Origin of the sequence: Kosakonia sp. N21, assembly GCF_050587465.1 — a bacterium.
In the GTDB taxonomy this organism is placed as follows: domain Bacteria; phylum Pseudomonadota; class Gammaproteobacteria; order Enterobacterales; family Enterobacteriaceae.
Map to the genome: position 1 here is coordinate 368,105 of NZ_JBOBHR010000002.1, position 17,845 is coordinate 385,949.

A 17,845-nucleotide genomic window follows, 5' to 3' on the forward strand; every position below is an offset into this window, starting at 1 on the left:
AGTTCATTTGCCAGAATATAGCCACGTTAGAGACAGGGTTTTCTTTAATGAATAAAACGTCAACACCAGCCCCATAATTTATTCATGCTGGCTCCATTTTATCTGGCGTATTAAAGGTTATTGTTATCGCGTTCTTTGTTTTATTCAAAGGACTGTAATCCTAACAAACTTTTCCCCCTTCCCCCCGTTGAAGAAGGGGGCTTTTTTTTTGCATTTAATACGCAAAATAAAACAATATTAGATTCATCGCCGACGCCATTTTGATGGGATAGTTGCAAAAAAGTTCCATCATTAAATAACTTTTTACTCACCGGAATTATCCATCCTTTCTCCATTGTTTCACCATAATTAAATGTGATTCTGCGTTTTTATTCGGGGTGTTTTGGGTAAATTCGATCGTTGTTCAGGGATCGCCCAGAGTTAACTTCGGCAGGCTCTCTACGCTATATATCTCTTAGACGACATATTCATGTTTAAAAAACGCAATATCATCGCCGGACTTTTGCTCTCTCCTTTTGCCTTGCAGGCCGCCACCACGTACCGGATAGATGACATCCGTTTCGACGGGTTGCAGCGTGTCACCGTTGGCGCAGCATTGTTAAACATGCCAGTAAGAACAGGCGAAGACGTGAGCGATGACGATATCAGTGAGTCAATACGCGCGCTGTACGCCAGCGGAAACTTTGAGAATGTGCAGATCCTGCGCGACGGCAGCACATTATTGGTTAACGTAAAAGAGCGGCCGACCATCGCCAAAATCAGCTTTTCCGGCAATAAAGCCATTAAAGATGAATTATTGAAGCAGAACTTAAGCGCCAGCGGAATTGATGAAGGAGGATCCCTCGATCGTAATAACCTGGCGAATATTGAAAAAGCGCTACAGGATTTTTATTACAGCGTTGGGAAATACAGTGCGCAGGTGCATGCGGTGGTCACCCCATTACCGCGCAATCGCGTGGATTTAAAATTTGTTTTCCAGGAAGGCGTTTCAGCACAAATCGCCCAGATCAATATTATTGGTAACCAGGCTTTTAGCGAGGAAACGCTGCTCAATCAGTTACAGTTGCGTGACCAGGTGCCGTGGTGGAATGTTATTGCCGATAAAAAATATCAGAAGCAAAAATTAGAAGCCGATATTGAAACACTGCGTAGTTATTATCTCGACAGAGGTTATGCGCGCTTTGATATCACCTCAAGCCAGGTCAGTATGACCCCGGATAAAAAATCGTTATACATCACCATCGCTATTTCCGAGGGCGAGCGTTATCAGGTCACCGGCACGACGGTAACCGGTGATCTCGTGCAGCACAATGAAGAAGTTAACGCGCTGGCGAAAGCGCTTGAAGGCAAAACTTACAGCGGCGCAGCCATTACCGGCATGGAAAGTAATATCAAGAAGCTGTTTGGCAAATATGGTTACGCCTGGCCGCAGGTGAAAACGCAGCCTGAAATCGACGATGGTCAAAAAACCGTCCGCCTGCATATTAACGTGAATGCGGGTCGTCGTTACTCCGTGCGCCAGATCCGCTTTGAAGGCAATGATACGTCTCGCGACAGAGTATTACGTCGACAAATGCGTCAAATGGAGGGGTCATGGCTGAACGACGACAAAGTGCAGCAAGGGAAAGAGCGCCTCGATCGCACCGGTTTTTTTGAAACCGTCGACACTCAGACTGTGCCGGTTTCCGGCGTCCCGGACCAGGTCGATGTGGTGTATAAGGTGAAGGAACGCAACACCGGCTCCTTTAACTTCGGTATTGGTTATGGCACCGACAGCGGCATTAGCTATCAACTGGGCGTCACTCAGGACAACTGGCTGGGTTCGGGCAATAGCGTCAGTTTCAACGGCACGCGCAGCAGCTACCAATCCTATATCGAGCTGGGTATCACCGATCCCTGGTATACCGTTGATGGCATCAGCCTTGGCGGGAAAATTTTCTACAACAGCTACGACGCATCCGATGCCGATACCGGCAGCTATAACCAGCAAAGTTACGGGCTGGGCGGCAATTTGGGCTTCCCTATCAGCGAAAATAATACGCTCAATGTGGGGCTCGATTATGTGCATAACCGGATAACCAATATGGAGCCGGAGCTGAACACCTGGCGCTATCTCAACTCGCGCGGTATTTACCCGGATGTGGTCACCAAAGATGGCGACAGCAATGCGGAGTACAGTGCTAATGACTTCTTCACCAGCCTCGGCTGGAGCTATAACGATCTTGACCGCGGCTACTTTCCACGTGCGGGGAACAAAAGCAGCTTAACCGGGAAAGTCACCGTTCCGGGCTCGGATAACAGCTACTACAAGCTGACGTTTGATACGACGCAATATGTGCCGTTAGCCGAAAACAAAAACTGGGTGTGGATGGAGCATCTGCGTGCAGGCTATGCCGGTGGATTGAATGGCAAAGAAGTGCCGTTTTACGACAATTTCTACGCGGGCGGTTCATCGTCGGTGCGTGGTTTCTCGTCGAATACCATCGGTCCGAAATCGGCTTACTATCGCTGTAATGGTTCGGAAAGCAGCTACAGCGCCTGCCCGTTAAAAACCTCGTCCGATGCATCTGGCGGCAACGCTATGGTGGTGTTGAACAGTGAGTTTATTGTGCCGACGCCCTTCATTAGCGATAAATATGCCGACAGCGTTCGCACGTCGCTGTTTGTGGATGCCGGTACGGTCTGGAATACCACCTGGCGCAATACCGCACAAACCCAGGCAGCGGGACTTCCCGATTACAGCGACCCCTATAATATTCGTTTTTCTGCCGGTATTGCTCTGCAATGGATGTCACCGCTGGGTCCGCTGGTCTTTTCCTGGGCGGAGCCGTTTAAAAAATATGACGGAGATAAAGCGGAGCAGTTCCAGTTTAATATAGGTAAAACCTGGTAACCGTTATAACGGACGATCTCTTACCCTTGCTTTGCGAAAAACGGACATGAAGAAAAAATCACCAACCAGTGTTAACAAAGTGGATTTTTTCGACTTCAGATATGAACTGGAGCGCGCGGTTCTGGCAACAACCGAGGAATATTCCCGGCAGTGCCTGACGCGCGCCAAATTCCTTAGCTACCTGTTGTGCCGAAATCTCCGTCATGAATATGTGGAATTATTTAACGAAACATTTAGCAGCGCTGAAATCGCAGCACACGCCACCACGGACCGAAAAGAAAAAACGCGGGATTTCAGAAATAATTTTTCCCGGCTGAAACAGGCGATATATCATGAATAAGCAGGCGAGGATTTCGTTCGCCACAGCGTGTGAAAACGGCTGTATGCGGCATTATTTCTACATGTATCGATTGGCAAGCATCTCTTTTGTTGAGACGTGACGCCATTAAATGTAACGCATTTTTTCAGCTATCCCTGATGGTTGAATTGCGATGAGTAAGATATCTATTAAGTCATACACTTGCAAAGCAGGGTATATATTTGCTAAAACAGCGTTCCCTGTATTGATCTTTATGAAGATATCACTAAAAATTAGGTGGAAAGCTTTTTAATTCCATCACAAGGAGTGACGCTATGTCAGAAGCCCTTAAATCACTAAATAACATTCGCACGCTGAGGGTTCAGGCCCGCGAAGTTACTCTTGAAACACTTGAAGAGATGCTCGAAAAGTTGACTGTGGTTGTTGAAGAACGCCGTGAAGAAGATGTTTCTTTGCGCAAAGAACAAGAAGAGAAAGAGGCCAAACTGGCTGCGTTCCGTCAAAAATTAATTGATGAAGGCATTGATCCGACTGAACTTCTCTCCTCTCTGAAAGGTCAGGTATCAAAATCCAAATCTGTCCGCGCGCCTCGTCCGGCAAAATATAAGTATGTGGATGAAGATGGCAGCGAAAAAACCTGGACCGGCCAGGGTCGCACGCCAAAAGCAATTGCAAAAGCCATTGAAGGCGGCAAGAAACTCGAAGATTTCGAACTCTAAAAATAAAAAGGGCGGCGCAATACCGCCCTCTTTTTTTGTCAGAACACCACCTCAGCCTGCACCCCGAAGCTTATTTGATAATCTTTACCGTCGTTAAATGTCTGGGTATCGATCTCATTCTCCAGCGCTTTCAGGTAAGTGCTATAGAAGCGGATTTCCGGGCGCGAGTTAAGAATGCTGGTATCAACTTTGTACACCTGCGCCAGCGTCACCTTATAACCTGACTCATCCATCGTCGCATTGTTCACCTTGTTTTTCTGCGTGAAATACCCTAACTCCAGCGCCGTTTGCATGTTGCGACTCCAGATCCACGACGGGCGAATAACGGCGCGCGAGGTTTCAAAATCGGTATGCGCCCCGGTATAGGTGGAGTAGAGATCGTGACCGCGACCGTATACCAGCGCATGCGCCATGATGATTTTCTCACCCAGATAAAATTCCCCCTGATTCACCAGCCGCCAACCGATACCCCCGCTGTGAATACCGTAATACGAACTGTTGTAATCAAAATCCGGGTTGGCGCTGGAGATATTCATAAACTGACTGGCCAGCGAATTATCCGCCACCTGCAACGTCAGCTCGTTAGACCCTTTCTGCACCGGGTTGCGCAAAATAGCCTGACCCAGCCAGGACGATTTCACCTGATAATATTCACTGTTCGCCTGCGCCTTTTTCTGCTCGTCCGTTTGGTTGGCGAAGGCATATTTCGCCCCCAACTCCAGCGTCATATCACCGGTTATCGGCAGGTTTTTGTAGCGCGCTTCGGCAATATTCACGTTAACCTGCGTGGTATCGCTACAACTGGATGCGCCCGCTGCACAGACGGTACTGTAGTTATCAATGTCGTTACGTGTGATCGCCATACTCACTGCGCCAACCGGCAGCTTCATATTTTCGATCCCCACCCCAGCCCCTGAAAGAGTACGGTTGCTCTTCCAGTCCAGTTGCTGAATTTCATACTGCGGCAGCGTATGTTTTCCGACCCAGACCGAGGCTTCCGGTGCAAAAGGCAGCAGGCCATTACCTTCCACATAGAGTTTACTGAGTTTGCCCATTCCACCGCCGGACATTCCCTTCTCGAAAGATTCATTACTCTGCGTTAAGCCCAGGTCACCTTCAAACTGCACATTTGCCCAGATGGATTTGTCGCCATCGCGCCATGCCCGCTTCTTCAGCGACAAGTTGTACCAGCCATCATATTCATTGCCAAAACGCCCCAGCGATCCTACCGCCCAGGATTTTGGTCCGCCATTGGTGGTGGTCGCCCAGCCCGAGCGGAAATAGCCGGAATATTTAAAGCCGGTATCATCCTGCACGTACTGGCTGATTTTCTTCAATGTTGTCGGCGACAGCTCAGGCTCCGCCGTTGGCACCGCAGCGGTCTGCGCGGTTGCTGTCAGCGGCGCCGCAGTCGAGGCAACAGCGGTGCGCGGCTGCGCTTTCTCTTTTTCTTCATAGGCCTGTAATTTTTGCTGCGTGACGCGTAACTGCGCTTCGAGCGCTTCCATACGCTGCTCCAGCGTTAAATTTTGCGCCATGGCTTCACCGCTGGCGGCATAGCACGACATTAATGCCATGGCGATAATGGTTTTTTTGCAGGACTGTTTTTTAATCTTCATGATGACCCCTCAATATGCATCCCCCAAAAACAAAAAGACCCGCAACTGACAGGTATTTACTCCGCCAGTTGCAGGTCTCGCCTGAATTAAATCAGTTACGTCCTGTAGGGATATTTCCGTTAACAAATCAACATTATTTTAATTAATCGCGGTGACAATCACGCTCACCGCCGCTATTTCCCGCTAAGTGGGAATGTTATACCGACAGTGCTATCACCGGTTCGCCGAAGCGGGAATGCGGTTTATCGCTGATCTGTAACTCGCGCCAGGCATCGCTATTGGTAATAATCACCGGTGTCACCGTGTCATAACCCGCCTGCTTAATTTCATCGAGATCGAAGATCAACAGTAACTGGCCTTTTTTAACCGTATCGCCCTCTTTTACCTGCATATGGAAATATTGCCCCTCGAGCTGCACCGTATTAATACCGACATGGATTAATATTTCCGCGCCGCCCGTGGAGTGGATGCCAATCGCGTGTCCACTGGCGAAAGTACTGGCGATATAACCGTCGACCGGGGAATAAACCCGTCCCTCTTCCGGCACGATGGCAAAACCCGGCCCGACGATCCCGGCCGAAAAAACCTTATCATCCACCTCGCTCAGCGGGATCAGGGCCCCGGAAACCGGGGCGGCAATGTGCTCTGAGGAGACGGAGGGTGACGCCGATTCGTGGGTTTTACGCGCCATCGCCTTGTTCTCTTTTGCCACCGGAGCGGCCTGTGCTGGCTGCGCGTTTGGCTCGTCAAACCCGACGATCAGGGTTAACGCAAAGCTGCCCATAAACGCCACAACGCAACCGATAATAAAGCCAACAAACCCTTCCCCGTAGAAGATGGGCAATGTCAGTAAACCGGGCATTCCCATGGAGATGGCCGAACTTTTCGCGTAACCCACAACTGCACCGCCGAAGGCCGCGGCAATCACCGCACAGATAAACGGTTTTTTCAGCTTAAGCGTGACGCCATAAACACCCGGTTCGGTAATGCCAAACAGAGAGGCAATGAAGGAACTGCCCGCCAGCGCTTTCATTTTTTTGTCTTTCGCACGCAGCATCACCGCCAGCAATGCACCGGACTGAGCAAACACCGAGGGGCTGGAAGCGGCTTTGAGAAAGCTGTGCCCCATCACGGAAATATCATTAATGAAGACGGTGACAAATCCCCAGTGCACGCCAAAAATAACCAGCACCTGCCACGCCGCCGCCATCAGCGCACTGGCTATAATCGGGTTGAAACCGTAAATCGACACAAACAGCGATGCGACCGTTTCACTGATGGTGATACCAACCGGTCCGATGGTCATCAGCGTCAGCGGCACCATCAGCGTTAACAGGAAGAATGGCGTAAGGATATTGCGCACGCTTTCATGAATATGGCGATTCAGGAAACGTTCGATGATCGACATCAGCCAGACGCTGAAAATAATCGGGATCACCGTCCCGGTGTATTTCATCATCATCACCGGTAAGCCAAAAAAGGTCACCGGCTGGCCGCCGTCGAAAAGCCCCTGAATGCTGGGATAGATCAGTGCCCCGGCAATGGAGACCGCCACAAAGATATTGGTTTCAAATTTCCGGGCGGAGGTGATAGCCAGCAGCAACGGCAGGAAATAGAACAAGCTGTCCGACGCCGCATGCAAAATAATGTAGGTGGTCTCTTTATTACTCATCCAGCCCGCGGCCAGCACAATCGCCAGCGCGCCCTTCAGCACCCCCGCCGCGGCCATCGCGCCAAGCAGCGGTGTGAAAATGCCCGCCACCAGATCAATCAGTCGTCCCAGCACCGAGGCGTTGTTTTTCTCCTCCGATGGCGCTTTTTTGGCTTTATCATCATCCAGCAGCCCGGAAATGGCGCCAAACGCGCGAAACACTTCCGGAACACGATTGCCGATCACGATCTGTAATTGCCCTGAGCCATTCACCACCGTAATGACGCCATCCAGCGCTTCGAGCTCCGCCAGCCTGACCTTGCTGTGGTCAATAATCTTAAACCGCAGCCGTGTTGCGCAGTGCACTAACGTTGCGACGTTGTCTTCCCCACCCACCAGCGGCAGAATATTTTCTGCCAGAACGTTGCTATTCATAATGAGACTTCCCGTTTCATAAACGACAAAAATTGCCAGTTCATATGCGCTCGTTGCCTGTATCCGCTGGCCAGCAGAAAAAAAAGCAAAAAAAAACCTGGATAAAATAGTGTGAAAAAACACACTGCTTTATCCAGGTCTCGCCCAGAATATTCTGGTGACGTCCTGACGAACGTCCTCTTTCTAGCAAGCTCCGGGAGGAATTACTACTGAAACCTCCCGTTTTGTGAAAATCATCACTAAATTTGCCGCCACATGGGAAGCAAATAGCCGGGAAATACAAAACACACGTCACATTTATCGACATTATACATTGCCGATCCCGGCGACTCTTTTTATAACCAAGCCCTCAGGGCGTTACATAGATTTTTTTGGCGAAACCTGCTTTCCGTTGCTTTCACCGGCAACGGAAAGCAGGTTTTTTTGTTTTTGGCGATGGACAAACAAGGAATACCTCATGCCCTCTTTGAACAAACTCTTCAGCGCGCTGCTGGCATGCACCCTGACGACAACGTGCGCGAGCGCGTTTGCCGCACCCGATCCGGGTGTTGCAGAAAAGACGCGAATTATGGTGCTGTCGGACATCGGCAACGAACCTGACGACGCACAGTCGCTGGTGCGTTTTTTGGTGTACAGCAATGAGTTCGATGTTGAAGGGTTGATTGCCACCACATCAACATGGCTGCGCGATAAAGTGAACCCGGAGATGATGTTGAAGCGCATTGACGCGTATGAACGCGTATTACCCAACCTGCGTAAACATGCTGACGGCTACCCAAGCGCCAACGCGCTGCGTGAAGTGGTGCGCGCAGGCCGGGCGGGTTATGGCATGGACTACGTTGGCGCGGGGAAATCCACACCGGCATCCACACTTATCATTCAGGCGGTCGATAAACAGGATACCCGCCCGTTGTGGATCGATGTCTGGGGCGGCGCGGTGGATCTGGCGCAAGCGCTGTACGATGTGCGCGCAACCCGTACGCCGGAAGAGGTAAATGCGTTCGTGAGTAAGATCCGCGTCTACGCCATTTCCGATCAGGATAATACCGGTGAATGGATCCGCGCCCAGTTCCCGACGCTGCGCTATATCACCAGCATTCATGCCTGGAACGACTACTTTATTGCCACCTGGAGCGGCATGTCGTCGCGCTTTGCCGAAGGCGGTGATATGCGCCAGGTCAATAACGACTGGCTGAAGCAAAACATTCGCAACAAAGGCCCGTTGGGTGAGGCTTACCCGGCCATTGAATACACCATGGAAGGCGATACGCCTTCATTCCTCTACCTGCTGCAAAACGGGTTAAACGCGCCGGAACACCCGGAATACGGCGGTTGGGGCGGTCGCTATGCGGCCGTAAACCCCGACAGCCGCAGCGGCCTGCGCACCAGCACGTCTGATACGGTGATGGGCGTAGACGGTAAAAGCCACCGTACCGCTGCCGCTACCCTCTGGCGCTGGCGCGAAGCCTATCAGAATGATTTTGCCGCGCGCATGGACTGGAGCGTCAACAGCAACATCAGACAGGCCAACCATAACCCGTCGCTGGTGCTGAATGGGGAACCTGGCAAAGGGATCGTGGCGATGCAGGTGAAAGCGGGCGACGTCGTCAGACTGTCGGCAAAAGGCTCCCGCGATGTGGATAACGATCGCCTGAGTTATCGCTGGTGGCAGTACAAAGAACCCACCGCCACCACGATGGGCATCCATTTTGCGCCGGAGCTAAAACTGGAACAGAGCGAAACGATGGACGCCAGTTTTGTTGCGCCCGCGGTGAAAACCGCGACGCCGTTCCATATCATTCTGCAGGTGCAGGATGACGGGACGCCGTCGCTGTTCTCTTATCGCCGGGCCATTGTGACGGTGACGCCTTAAGCAGGCTGCGAATTCAGCGGGGGGTTATCCCCCGCTCGTGTTTTTCATCACCCTGGAAACCGTACGCGACTGTCAAAACAGCCTTCAGTACGGATCGTTCAGACTCGCTCCGTTACTGCTAATCACATCGCGATACCAGTAGAAGCTCTTCTTACGGCGGCGCTCCAGTGTGCCATTCCCCGCATCATCACGATCAACGTAGATAAAACCGTAACGTTTCGACATCTGCGCCGTACCGGCGCTCACCAGATCAATCGGCCCCCAACTGGTGTAACCCAGCAGTTCCACGCCATCTTCTATTGCCTCTCTGGCCTGCTGCAAATGCGCCTGCAAATACTGAATGCGGTAATCATCCTGAATGGTGCCATCCGCCGCCGGGACGTCTTTCGCGCCCAGGCCATTCTCCACAATAAACAGCGGCTTTTGGTAACGATCGTGCAGTTCATTCAACAAAAAGCGCAGCCCCTGCGGATCGATCTGCCAGCCCCACTCTGAGCTTTCCAGATGCGGGTTGGGGATCATCCGCATAATGTTGGTGCGCGAGCTTTGGTACAGTTCAGGTTGTGCAGCCGCGCAGCCACTCATGTAGTAGCTGAAGGAGATAAAATCGACGGTCTCTTGCAGATCCGCGGTATCCTGGTCGGTGATGTTCAGCGCAATATCATTTTCACGGAAAAAACGCTGGATCCATGCCGGGTACGCCCCTCTCGCCTGCACATCGCCAAAGAACAGCCAGTCACGATTCACGCGCTGCGCCTTTAATACATCTTCCGGTTTACAGGTGATAGGGTAGCGGATGCCGCCCAGCAACATGCTGCCGATTTTCGCATCCGGAATGATCTCGTGGCAGGCTTTCACCGCCCGGGCGCTGGCAACCAGCTGATGGTGAATGGCCTGATAAATCTCCTGCGGGCGTCTTTCACCCTCCAGCCCCACGCCGGTAAACGGCGCATGCAGCGCCATGTTGATCTCGTTAAAGGTCAGCCAGTATTTCACTTTGTCGCGGTAGCGGGTAAACACGGTGCGCGCATAACGTTCAAACAGGGCAATCACCTCCCGGCCGCCCCAGCCATCGTACTGTTTTACCAGGCCGTAAGGCATTTCGTAATGGGACAAGGTGATCAACGGCTGAATGCCGTAACGCGCCATTTCATCAAACAGGCGGTCGTAAAACGCCAGCCCTTCTTCATTGGGTTGCGCTTCATCGCCATTGGGAAAAATACGCGCCCAGGCAATCGAGGTGCGCAGCACGGTAAACCCCATCTCGGCAAACAGCTTAATGTCTTGTGGATAGCGGTGATAAAAATCAATCGCCACATCTTTGATGCAGCTGTTCACCCCGTCGCGCGCGACCACGCTGCCATGTACCCCCTGGGGTTGCAGATCGGACGTTGACACGCCTTTTCCCCCCTCATTCCAGGCTCCCTCAACCTGATTAGCGGCGACCGAGCCACCCCACAAAAAACCGTCCGGAAATGCCATTTGCATCGTTTTTTCTCCTTTCTCATCGGCTGCCTGCCGCAGTTGCCCGGGCAGATCAGAAATAAAAAAACCCGCGCAGCGCCGACAGAAAAACATGTCGGTGCTGTCGCAGGTTTCGCCTGAATCACTCAGTTACGCCCTGTAAAAAATGCGTTTATACGCCGCTTAACCGGTTGATATGGATAGTCAGAAACATGACCTCATCGGTGGTGAGCTGGCAGTCATAATTTTTCTCAACATAATCATAGACCTTCATGGCGCAAGCGTAAGCCGCCGGCATCATTCCGGTAATGCCCTGATAAATGCTGTCATCGCCATGCGTCACCGTATCGCGGTTCAACAGACGCAGGGCAAAAAACTTCAGGTGGGTAATAAAGCGCTGATAATCCAATGATTCCTCATTAAGCGTAATGTGCAGATCGTATTTCAGGATCGTCAGCACATCTTTAATGATGGTGGCGCTTTGCATGGTGCTGTGCATATCGCTGTTGTTTTTGGCATTCGCCAGATGCAAAGCGATAAAACCGGCTTCATCCTCCGGCAACGTGATGTTGAGTCTGGCCTCAATCAGCGCCAGCGCCTCCCGCCCGACGGCAAACTCCTGGGCATAGAAACGCTTGATATCCCACAGCAGGAAGTTTTTGATCGCCAGACCGTTACTGTGCCGCTGGAGGGCGAAGTTGATGTGATCGCTTAGCGCCAGGAACAACGTATCCTGCACGCTGATCGCCAGTCGCTGCTGCGCGAGCGCAATAATCTGCTCTGTCACCGCCAAATGCGGCGGTGGTATTTCAGCCAGTAACTGCGCAAACACATCCGTCAGCCCGGCGGATTTTTTTACAAACTGGCTTTCAATCTGGCTCTCGTCTACCCGGTCGCCCGGCTTTTTGCCGAAACCGATTCCCCGTCCGATTGCCACGATCTCTTGCTTTTCATTCGTGAGCAGGACAGCGTTATTGCTGAGTATTTTTTCTACTTTCATTCCAGCTATCTCACTGTATGGTCCTGATACCCTTCCCGGAGGTGGCGACGCACGAAAAAAAGACAAAAAAAAACCTGATTCCGTTGCGGCCGCAGTGGCTGCAATGGAATCAGGTTTCGCTCAGTTTTCCGATGACGTCCCTAAGCGACTCTTATAACGAATCGCCCCGCCAGTCTCAACCCTTCAGGCTGTGAACTGTGATGATAATCATGGATGAATCTGCAATGGGGAGCAAGATATGCGGCAGTCGCAGACATTCGTCAACTGCGCGGGCAACACATCGAACGCCACCCCCATGCAGCAGGCGTAAACCCACTCCTCAAGGGCAGACGTCTCCTGCTGCTGGCCGAAGCAGTAAACCGGCGGGCAACTCCCGGCAAGCAGCGCGCAGTTTTCGTAAGCCTGAATCAACGCCATGGCCTGTACCAGATTTAATAATGGCGCGGAACCGAGTTCAGGCAGACAATCCGCCATATAGAGTAAATAAGCGTCAACCGCGGTTTGATGGCTTTGACCGCACAGGTTTTCTTTTAAATATTGCCAGGTCGTGCACAAATATCGTGCATGTAACCGGTTGCCGTCATCAGAAAACCAGACAGAAGAAAAAGGGGCGGTTTCTTCCCGGACACGCTTCTCAGTTAATAATAGCGAGGCGCTGCCATTATTAATCAGTAATAAGGCGAGAGAAACCTTTTGCATTTCAAATGATAAATTTTTATTCATAATATCGGAAATAAAAAAGTGGCTTCGCCGTGGTAACATTCTTATAAATATACATCTTAAATGAAACTTTTCCAGGCAAATTTTCAATTATTGGGAATCAATTGAATATAATTAAAAAAAATGCAACAGTGAGTTTACCTTAAGGTTTTCTTAATAAACAAACCGCCAAGCCGCATCAGATATGCACTGCCGTCAGGCTACAGGAGGAAATTCATACAGTTAATGCACTTTTTTTGATCTTTTTTAGAATAAAACAAACGCAGCAAATATAAGATAAGAATATTTCAGCAAGTTTATAACAATAATACAAAACACGATTTCTATTATTCGGGTGAGAATAAAACGCTTTTCGACATCGACATAATGCTGAATACATCACAAAAAAATGTATGCCCGCGCCGCAATCCAGGTCGTCTTTTTGATTGCCTTATCATCTGATTCACTAAAACCGGCATCGCGCTAACCGAAAAGCACCGCAACCACAAAGGCACACCGCTGTTCATTTTCGTGCTTATCACAACAAATTCGTAACCTTACGCTTACCTTTCATCGCCTTTCAATTTTTGCTGGTTTACTATACTCGTCACAATAAGTACGACTAATCGGTGAAGATTCAGAAGGTTGTCTCCCGTGCCTTCTGGTTTGCACACACCCCAGCGGAATCAAGGCAGGTTAGTGTGAATAAGGTTAAACACGCAGTTTTCCGTCGGGCCATTGGCCTGATGACGCTTTCCCTCTGTTTTTTTCAGCTTCCGGCGCAGGCTGCTGATCCGTTATTGAGCCCCCCGTCACATTCCACGCAACCGGACAACCCGGCGGACAATCAGGCCCGCGGCATGCTGGTAGCGGTCGATCAAGCGACGATTTCCAGCGATCTGGCGGGACGTATCGTCGAGATGCCGTTCCGGGAAGGCGACCCCTTCAAAAAAGGCGATTTGCTGGCGCGTTTTGATTGCGCCATCTATCAGGCTCAATTAACCGCCTCTCAGGCGGCAACACGGGAAGCGGAAGCCGAACTGAATCAGAACCAGCAACTGGCGCAGATGAAATCGGTCGGCAGGCATGCCGTGTCCTTATCTGCCGCGCGCCTGGCGCAGGCGCAGGCAGAAAGCCAGGTTTACCAGATTCAGGTTAACCGCTGCCGGATTGTGGCACCGTTCGACGGTCAGGTGGTCAAACGGCGCGCTCAGGCTTATGAGAGCGTGGCGGCTGGCGTGCCGGTGATCGATATCGTCAATAACCGGCATCTGGAGATTGACCTGCTGGTGCCCTCCAGCTGGTTATCCATCCTTAAGCCAGGGCTGACCTTTACCTTCACACCGGATGAAACCGGCAAGCCGCTGCGCGCCAGCGTCTCCCGGCTGGGGGCGCGTATTGATGAAAGCAGTCAGACGCTGAGCCTGACTGGGGCTATCGACAGCAGCGACAACACCCTGATGGCGGGTATGAGCGGGACTGCGCATTTCCAGGAGAAACCGTGAGCAACACGCCTCCCCTTTCCGGCGAACGCGTCTTCGCCCAATTTCTGGGCATTGAACGTCAGGCGCGTTCGGCAGACACAATCGAAGCACTGGCTTACTGCATCGTCAACGACAGCCAGTCGCTGTTCGGATTTCGCCACGCCGCGCTGGTGATCAACGGCACGGTGCGCGCCGTCACCGGCGTAACACAACCGGCCCCTCACGCCCCCTTCGTGGCTTTTATCGAGCGGGCCAACGCCCGACTGCAACGCCAGCAGCAACATAACCAATGCGCCGTCGTCGACGCCACCGCGTTGGATCAACAAAGCCGTAATGACTGGCTGGCGCTGTCCGCCCCGGAAGCGCTGTGGGCACCGCTGAAAGATCGCCAGGGGCGCGTATTTGGCGGTATCTGGTATGCGCGAGAGCAGCCCTGGCAACAGGCCGAACTACTGCTGGCGGAGCAGTTGGCGCACGCCTTTAGTCATGCCTGGCTGGCACTGGAGCCACAGCCGGTCTGGCGACGTCCTCGCTGGCGCTGGAAACTGGCGATACCCGCCCTGTTGCTGGTCGGGTGCCTGTTTATTCCCGTACACCAGTCCGTGCTGGCGCCAGCGGAAGTGATCCCGCTTAACGGCCGCATTGTCGCGGCCCCGCTGGACGGCGTGATTCAGGCCTTTGCCGTGCAGCCCAATCAGGCCGTGCACAAAGGCGACCTGCTGGTGCGTTTTGACGATACCACCTTAAAAGCGCAGGCAGATGTCGCCGAACGGGCGTTAAACGTTGCGGAAGCAGAATACCGCGCCAGCGCGCAGCGTGCCTTTCAGGATACCGATTCCAAAGCGAGGCTCGATTTCCTTGCCGCACAAGTCGCGCAAAAGCGTGCCGAGCGTGACTATGCCAACGCGCTTCTGAGCCGCAGCGAAATCCATGCCGAGCGGGATGGCATCGCGGTTTTTGCGGACGCTGAGCGCTGGGTGGGGAAACCGGTTCGTACCGGAGAACGGTTGATGGATCTGGCCGATCCGGCTTCCGTGTCGCTGCGTATTGAACTGGATGTCGGTGACGCTATCCGCCTGAAGCCGGATGCGCCGATTACCCTGTTTCTCGACAGCGATCCGCTCACCCCGCACGGTGCGCTGTTAGATCGCATTGCTTACGAATCAGAACAGACGCCCGCCGGCAATCTGGCGTACCGCCTGGACGCCCGTTTCACCGGAGAGCCGCCGCGCATTGGTCTGCGCGGTACGGCTAAAGTATCCGGTGAATATGTGCCGCTGGCGGTGTATCTGTTCCGGCGTCCGCTTGCCGTATTGCGCCAGTCGGTTGGATTATGACAAACGATGTAATGAGCCGCATCCTGCCCGCGCTGCGCCGCGACCTGCAACTGGTGGAGTCAGCGAAAGGGCTGGACGGCGCACCTCAGTGGGTGCTGGCGGATCCGGTCACCGGGCGTTACTTCACGCTGACACCCTCCGCGATACGTCTGCTACGCCACTGGCCTTTGCGCCAGCCCGGCAAGGTGCTGGATGCGGCAAACCAGGAACCCGGTTTGCCGTTGCAGGAAAAGGAGCTGGAACAACTGCTGCGCTTTCTGCGCAATCACGATCTGATTGCCGCCAGCGACCCGCTGCAACGCCAGGGGTATGCCCTGAAAGCCGCAGCCCAGCGGGTCAGTCTGTGGAAAACCCTGCTGCACCAGTATCTCTTTTTCCGCATTCCGTTATGGCGTCCGGACCCGTTGCTCAGCCGTTGCTGGCCGGTGCTGCAACGTTACGGCCTGCCTCTGCTGCGCGTGGTATTACCGTGCATATTGCTACTGGGGAGCTTTCTCGTCAGCCGTGACTGGGTGCGCTATACCCAAACCTTTCCGCATATGTTCAGTCTGCAAGGGATGGCGGTCTTCGGCATGGCGCTGGTCTTCGCCAAATTTTTCCACGAGCTGGGACATGCGTTTATGGCGAAACGCGCAGGCTGCCGGGTGCAAACCATGGGGGTGGCGTTTATCGTGCTGTTCCCTCTGTTTTATACCGACGTCAGCGATGCCTGGAAACTGAAGGATCGGCGTGCCCGATTGTTGATCAGCGCAGGCGGCATTCTGGCGGAGCTGATCCTCGCCTGCATTGCGTTGCTGACGTGGGCGCTGCTGCCCGATGGCCCGCTGCGCACGGCGGTGTTTATGCTCTCCAGCGCCACCTGGATCACCACGCTGGTGGTCAACCTCAACCCGCTGATGCGTTTTGACGGTTATTTTTTACTGAGTGATTTCTGGCGAGTCGAAAATTTGCAGGATCGCGCCTACGCCTTGTGCCGCTGGCGTTTGCGTGAAGCCCTGTTTGCTTACGGTCACCCACCGCCGCACACCTGGTCGCCCGCCCTACAGCGCAAACTGCTGCTGTGGGGATATGCCTCATGGATATGGCGCTTTTTCCTGTTTTTTGGCATCGCGCTGCTGGTGTATCACTTTTTCATCAAAGTCATCGGCATCCTGTTGATGCTGGTGGAAATTGGTTGGTTTATTGCCCTCCCGGTGCTGAAAGAAGCCTCTATCTGGTGGTCTATGCGTAAAACTGCTCACCCTGCCAGGCTGCTGCGTTCCGGCCTGATCCTGCTGGCGCTCCTTGCTGTCCTGCTGTTCCCGTGGCGCGGCAGTATCCGTATTCCGGCGGTGCTGGAAGCGGAAAATGTGAGCGTACTTTATGCCCCGAGCGCCGCCCAGGTGCGCACATTGCATGTCCGCGACGGTCAGCAGGTGAAAGCCGGCGATGTGTTGCTGGAGCTGACCTCGACCGATCTGGATTATCGCCTTGCCATTGAACGCCAGCAGATTAGCGTCCTGCAACAACAGCGCCAGCGAGGCGCTGGGCGGCAGGAAACCGCCAGCGAAACGCAGGTGCTTGACCGCCAACTGGCGGAATCACTGGCCCGTTACCGCGGGCTGGATGCGCAGCGCCAGCGGCTATCGATCGCCGCACCGCAGGCGGGACAGGTGAGAGACGTGGCGCGGGATATGACCGAAGGACGCTGGTTGCCTACCGACTTACCCCTGTTGCGCGTGGTTGAGCCAGGCGCTGGCAAAGTCCAGGGCTATTTGCCTGAAGACACCCTCAAGCGCGCGAAAACCGGCATGACCGGGGAGTTTATTGCTGACGATCCGGCCTACCCGCGCCTTGCAGTTCGCTTAAGCGATATTGCGCCCACCGGCACCGCCTGGTTACAGCAAGAGATGCTGGCCTCCGATCGACACGGCCCCATTGCCGTACGTCGCGATCGCGACCACAACCCGCAACCGGTGCAGGCGCAGTATCGTGTCCGCTTTGTGGTGCAGGACGGTCAGTTCCAGCCGCCGCAACAACCGCTGCGGGGTAGCGTCATTCTGCAAGGGGAAAAAGAGTCGATCCTGGGTGCCGTCTGGCGACGGGTCGCTGCACTGGGGATCCGCGAGAGCGGATTCTGATCGCCGGAAACAGACGAAACGGCGGTCTATGGCGATCTCAAAAAAAGATTAAGAATATATCCTTGAATCTATAAGACAAATCTCATTTGTCTGGCTATGTTTTAATCGTGGCCGGACATTCCAACACAACACCGTTCTGCCGCAGCATACCCGAACCTCCCCCACCTCTGGGGCTAAACAGCATGATGACTGTTATCCGATGGGCTTAGCTATACCGTGAAGCCGCTTTCTG

Annotated in this window: 13 protein-coding genes; 7 read left to right on the forward strand and 6 right to left on the reverse strand. The window is 53.1% G+C overall.

Features of this window, described 5'->3' with window-relative positions:
- Positions 1–140 precede the first annotated feature (140 nt).
- On the reverse strand, positions 141–335 hold the full coding sequence (locus ACQ3G7_RS05490; RefSeq protein ID WP_430889130.1) for a hypothetical protein: 195 nt from the start codon (positions 333–335) through the stop codon (positions 141–143).
- Between the two features lie 134 nt (positions 336–469).
- Here ACQ3G7_RS05490 and bamA point away from each other — a divergent pair, with 134 nt between their 5' ends.
- The 3 genes from bamA to ACQ3G7_RS05505 all read left to right on the forward strand — a co-directional run bounded on the left by bamA (position 470) and on the right by ACQ3G7_RS05505 (position 3,931).
- Entirely contained in the window at positions 470–2,893 is a 2,424-nt protein-coding gene (bamA, locus tag ACQ3G7_RS05495; protein WP_430889131.1) for an outer membrane protein assembly factor BamA, read from the forward strand.
- A 46-nt stretch (positions 2,894–2,939) separates the two neighbouring features.
- Positions 2,940–3,233 carry a hypothetical protein gene (locus ACQ3G7_RS05500; RefSeq protein ID WP_263097685.1) on the forward strand — a complete coding sequence of 98 codons (294 nt, stop codon included), beginning with the start codon at positions 2,940–2,942 and terminating at the stop codon, positions 3,231–3,233.
- Between the two features lie 293 nt (positions 3,234–3,526).
- Complete coding sequence (locus tag ACQ3G7_RS05505) at positions 3,527–3,931, forward strand: H-NS family histone-like protein (RefSeq protein WP_263097686.1); 405 nt, start codon at positions 3,527–3,529, stop codon at positions 3,929–3,931.
- Between the two features lie 38 nt (positions 3,932–3,969).
- Here the strand turns inward: ACQ3G7_RS05505 and ACQ3G7_RS05510 are convergent, their stop codons facing one another.
- Positions 3,970–5,550: a carbohydrate porin gene (locus ACQ3G7_RS05510; protein ID WP_430889132.1), complete on the reverse strand. Its 1,581-nt coding sequence runs from the start codon at positions 5,548–5,550 to the stop codon at positions 3,970–3,972.
- 196 nt (positions 5,551–5,746) lie between these two features.
- Positions 5,747–7,636 carry a beta-glucoside-specific PTS transporter subunit IIABC gene (locus ACQ3G7_RS05515; protein WP_430889133.1) on the reverse strand — a complete coding sequence of 630 codons (1,890 nt, stop codon included), beginning with the start codon at positions 7,634–7,636 and terminating at the stop codon, positions 5,747–5,749.
- A gap of 457 nt (positions 7,637–8,093) precedes the next feature.
- Here ACQ3G7_RS05515 and ACQ3G7_RS05520 point away from each other — a divergent pair, with 457 nt between their 5' ends.
- Positions 8,094–9,509, forward strand: a complete 1,416-nt coding sequence (locus tag ACQ3G7_RS05520) for a DUF1593 domain-containing protein (protein ID WP_430889134.1) — start codon at positions 8,094–8,096, stop codon at positions 9,507–9,509.
- Between the two features lie 84 nt (positions 9,510–9,593).
- Here ACQ3G7_RS05520 and ACQ3G7_RS05525 read toward each other — a convergent pair whose 3' ends face one another.
- The 3 genes from ACQ3G7_RS05525 to ACQ3G7_RS05535 form a co-directional block, all read right to left on the reverse strand.
- Positions 9,594–10,997, reverse strand: a complete 1,404-nt coding sequence (locus tag ACQ3G7_RS05525; protein WP_430889135.1) for a glycoside hydrolase family 1 protein — start codon at positions 10,995–10,997, stop codon at positions 9,594–9,596.
- A gap of 148 nt (positions 10,998–11,145) precedes the next feature.
- The gene (licT, locus tag ACQ3G7_RS05530; protein ID WP_263097691.1) at positions 11,146–11,973 is read right to left on the reverse strand and encodes a BglG family transcription antiterminator LicT; all 828 of its coding nucleotides are present in this window, start codon (positions 11,971–11,973) and stop codon (positions 11,146–11,148) included.
- Between the two features lie 207 nt (positions 11,974–12,180).
- Complete coding sequence (locus ACQ3G7_RS05535; protein WP_430889136.1) at positions 12,181–12,783, reverse strand: FlhC family transcriptional regulator; 603 nt, start codon at positions 12,781–12,783, stop codon at positions 12,181–12,183.
- 590 nt (positions 12,784–13,373) lie between these two features.
- Here ACQ3G7_RS05535 and ACQ3G7_RS05540 point away from each other — a divergent pair.
- The 3 genes from ACQ3G7_RS05540 to ACQ3G7_RS05550 are packed head-to-tail and all read left to right on the forward strand — an operon-like array spanning position 13,374 to position 17,613.
- Positions 13,374–14,177, forward strand: coding sequence for an efflux RND transporter periplasmic adaptor subunit (locus ACQ3G7_RS05540; protein ID WP_430889137.1), 804 nt, complete (start codon positions 13,374–13,376; stop codon positions 14,175–14,177).
- Positions 14,174–15,493 (forward strand): efflux RND transporter periplasmic adaptor subunit, encoded by a 1,320-nt coding sequence (locus ACQ3G7_RS05545; RefSeq protein ID WP_430889138.1) that lies wholly within the window; start codon positions 14,174–14,176, stop codon positions 15,491–15,493. The genes ACQ3G7_RS05540 and ACQ3G7_RS05545 overlap by 4 nt, the downstream gene beginning before the upstream one ends.
- 11 nt (positions 15,494–15,504) lie before the next feature.
- Positions 15,505–17,613 carry a site-2 protease family protein gene (locus tag ACQ3G7_RS05550; protein ID WP_430889338.1) on the forward strand — a complete coding sequence of 703 codons (2,109 nt, stop codon included), beginning with the start codon at positions 15,505–15,507 and terminating at the stop codon, positions 17,611–17,613.
- Positions 17,614–17,845: the final 232 nt, after the last annotated feature.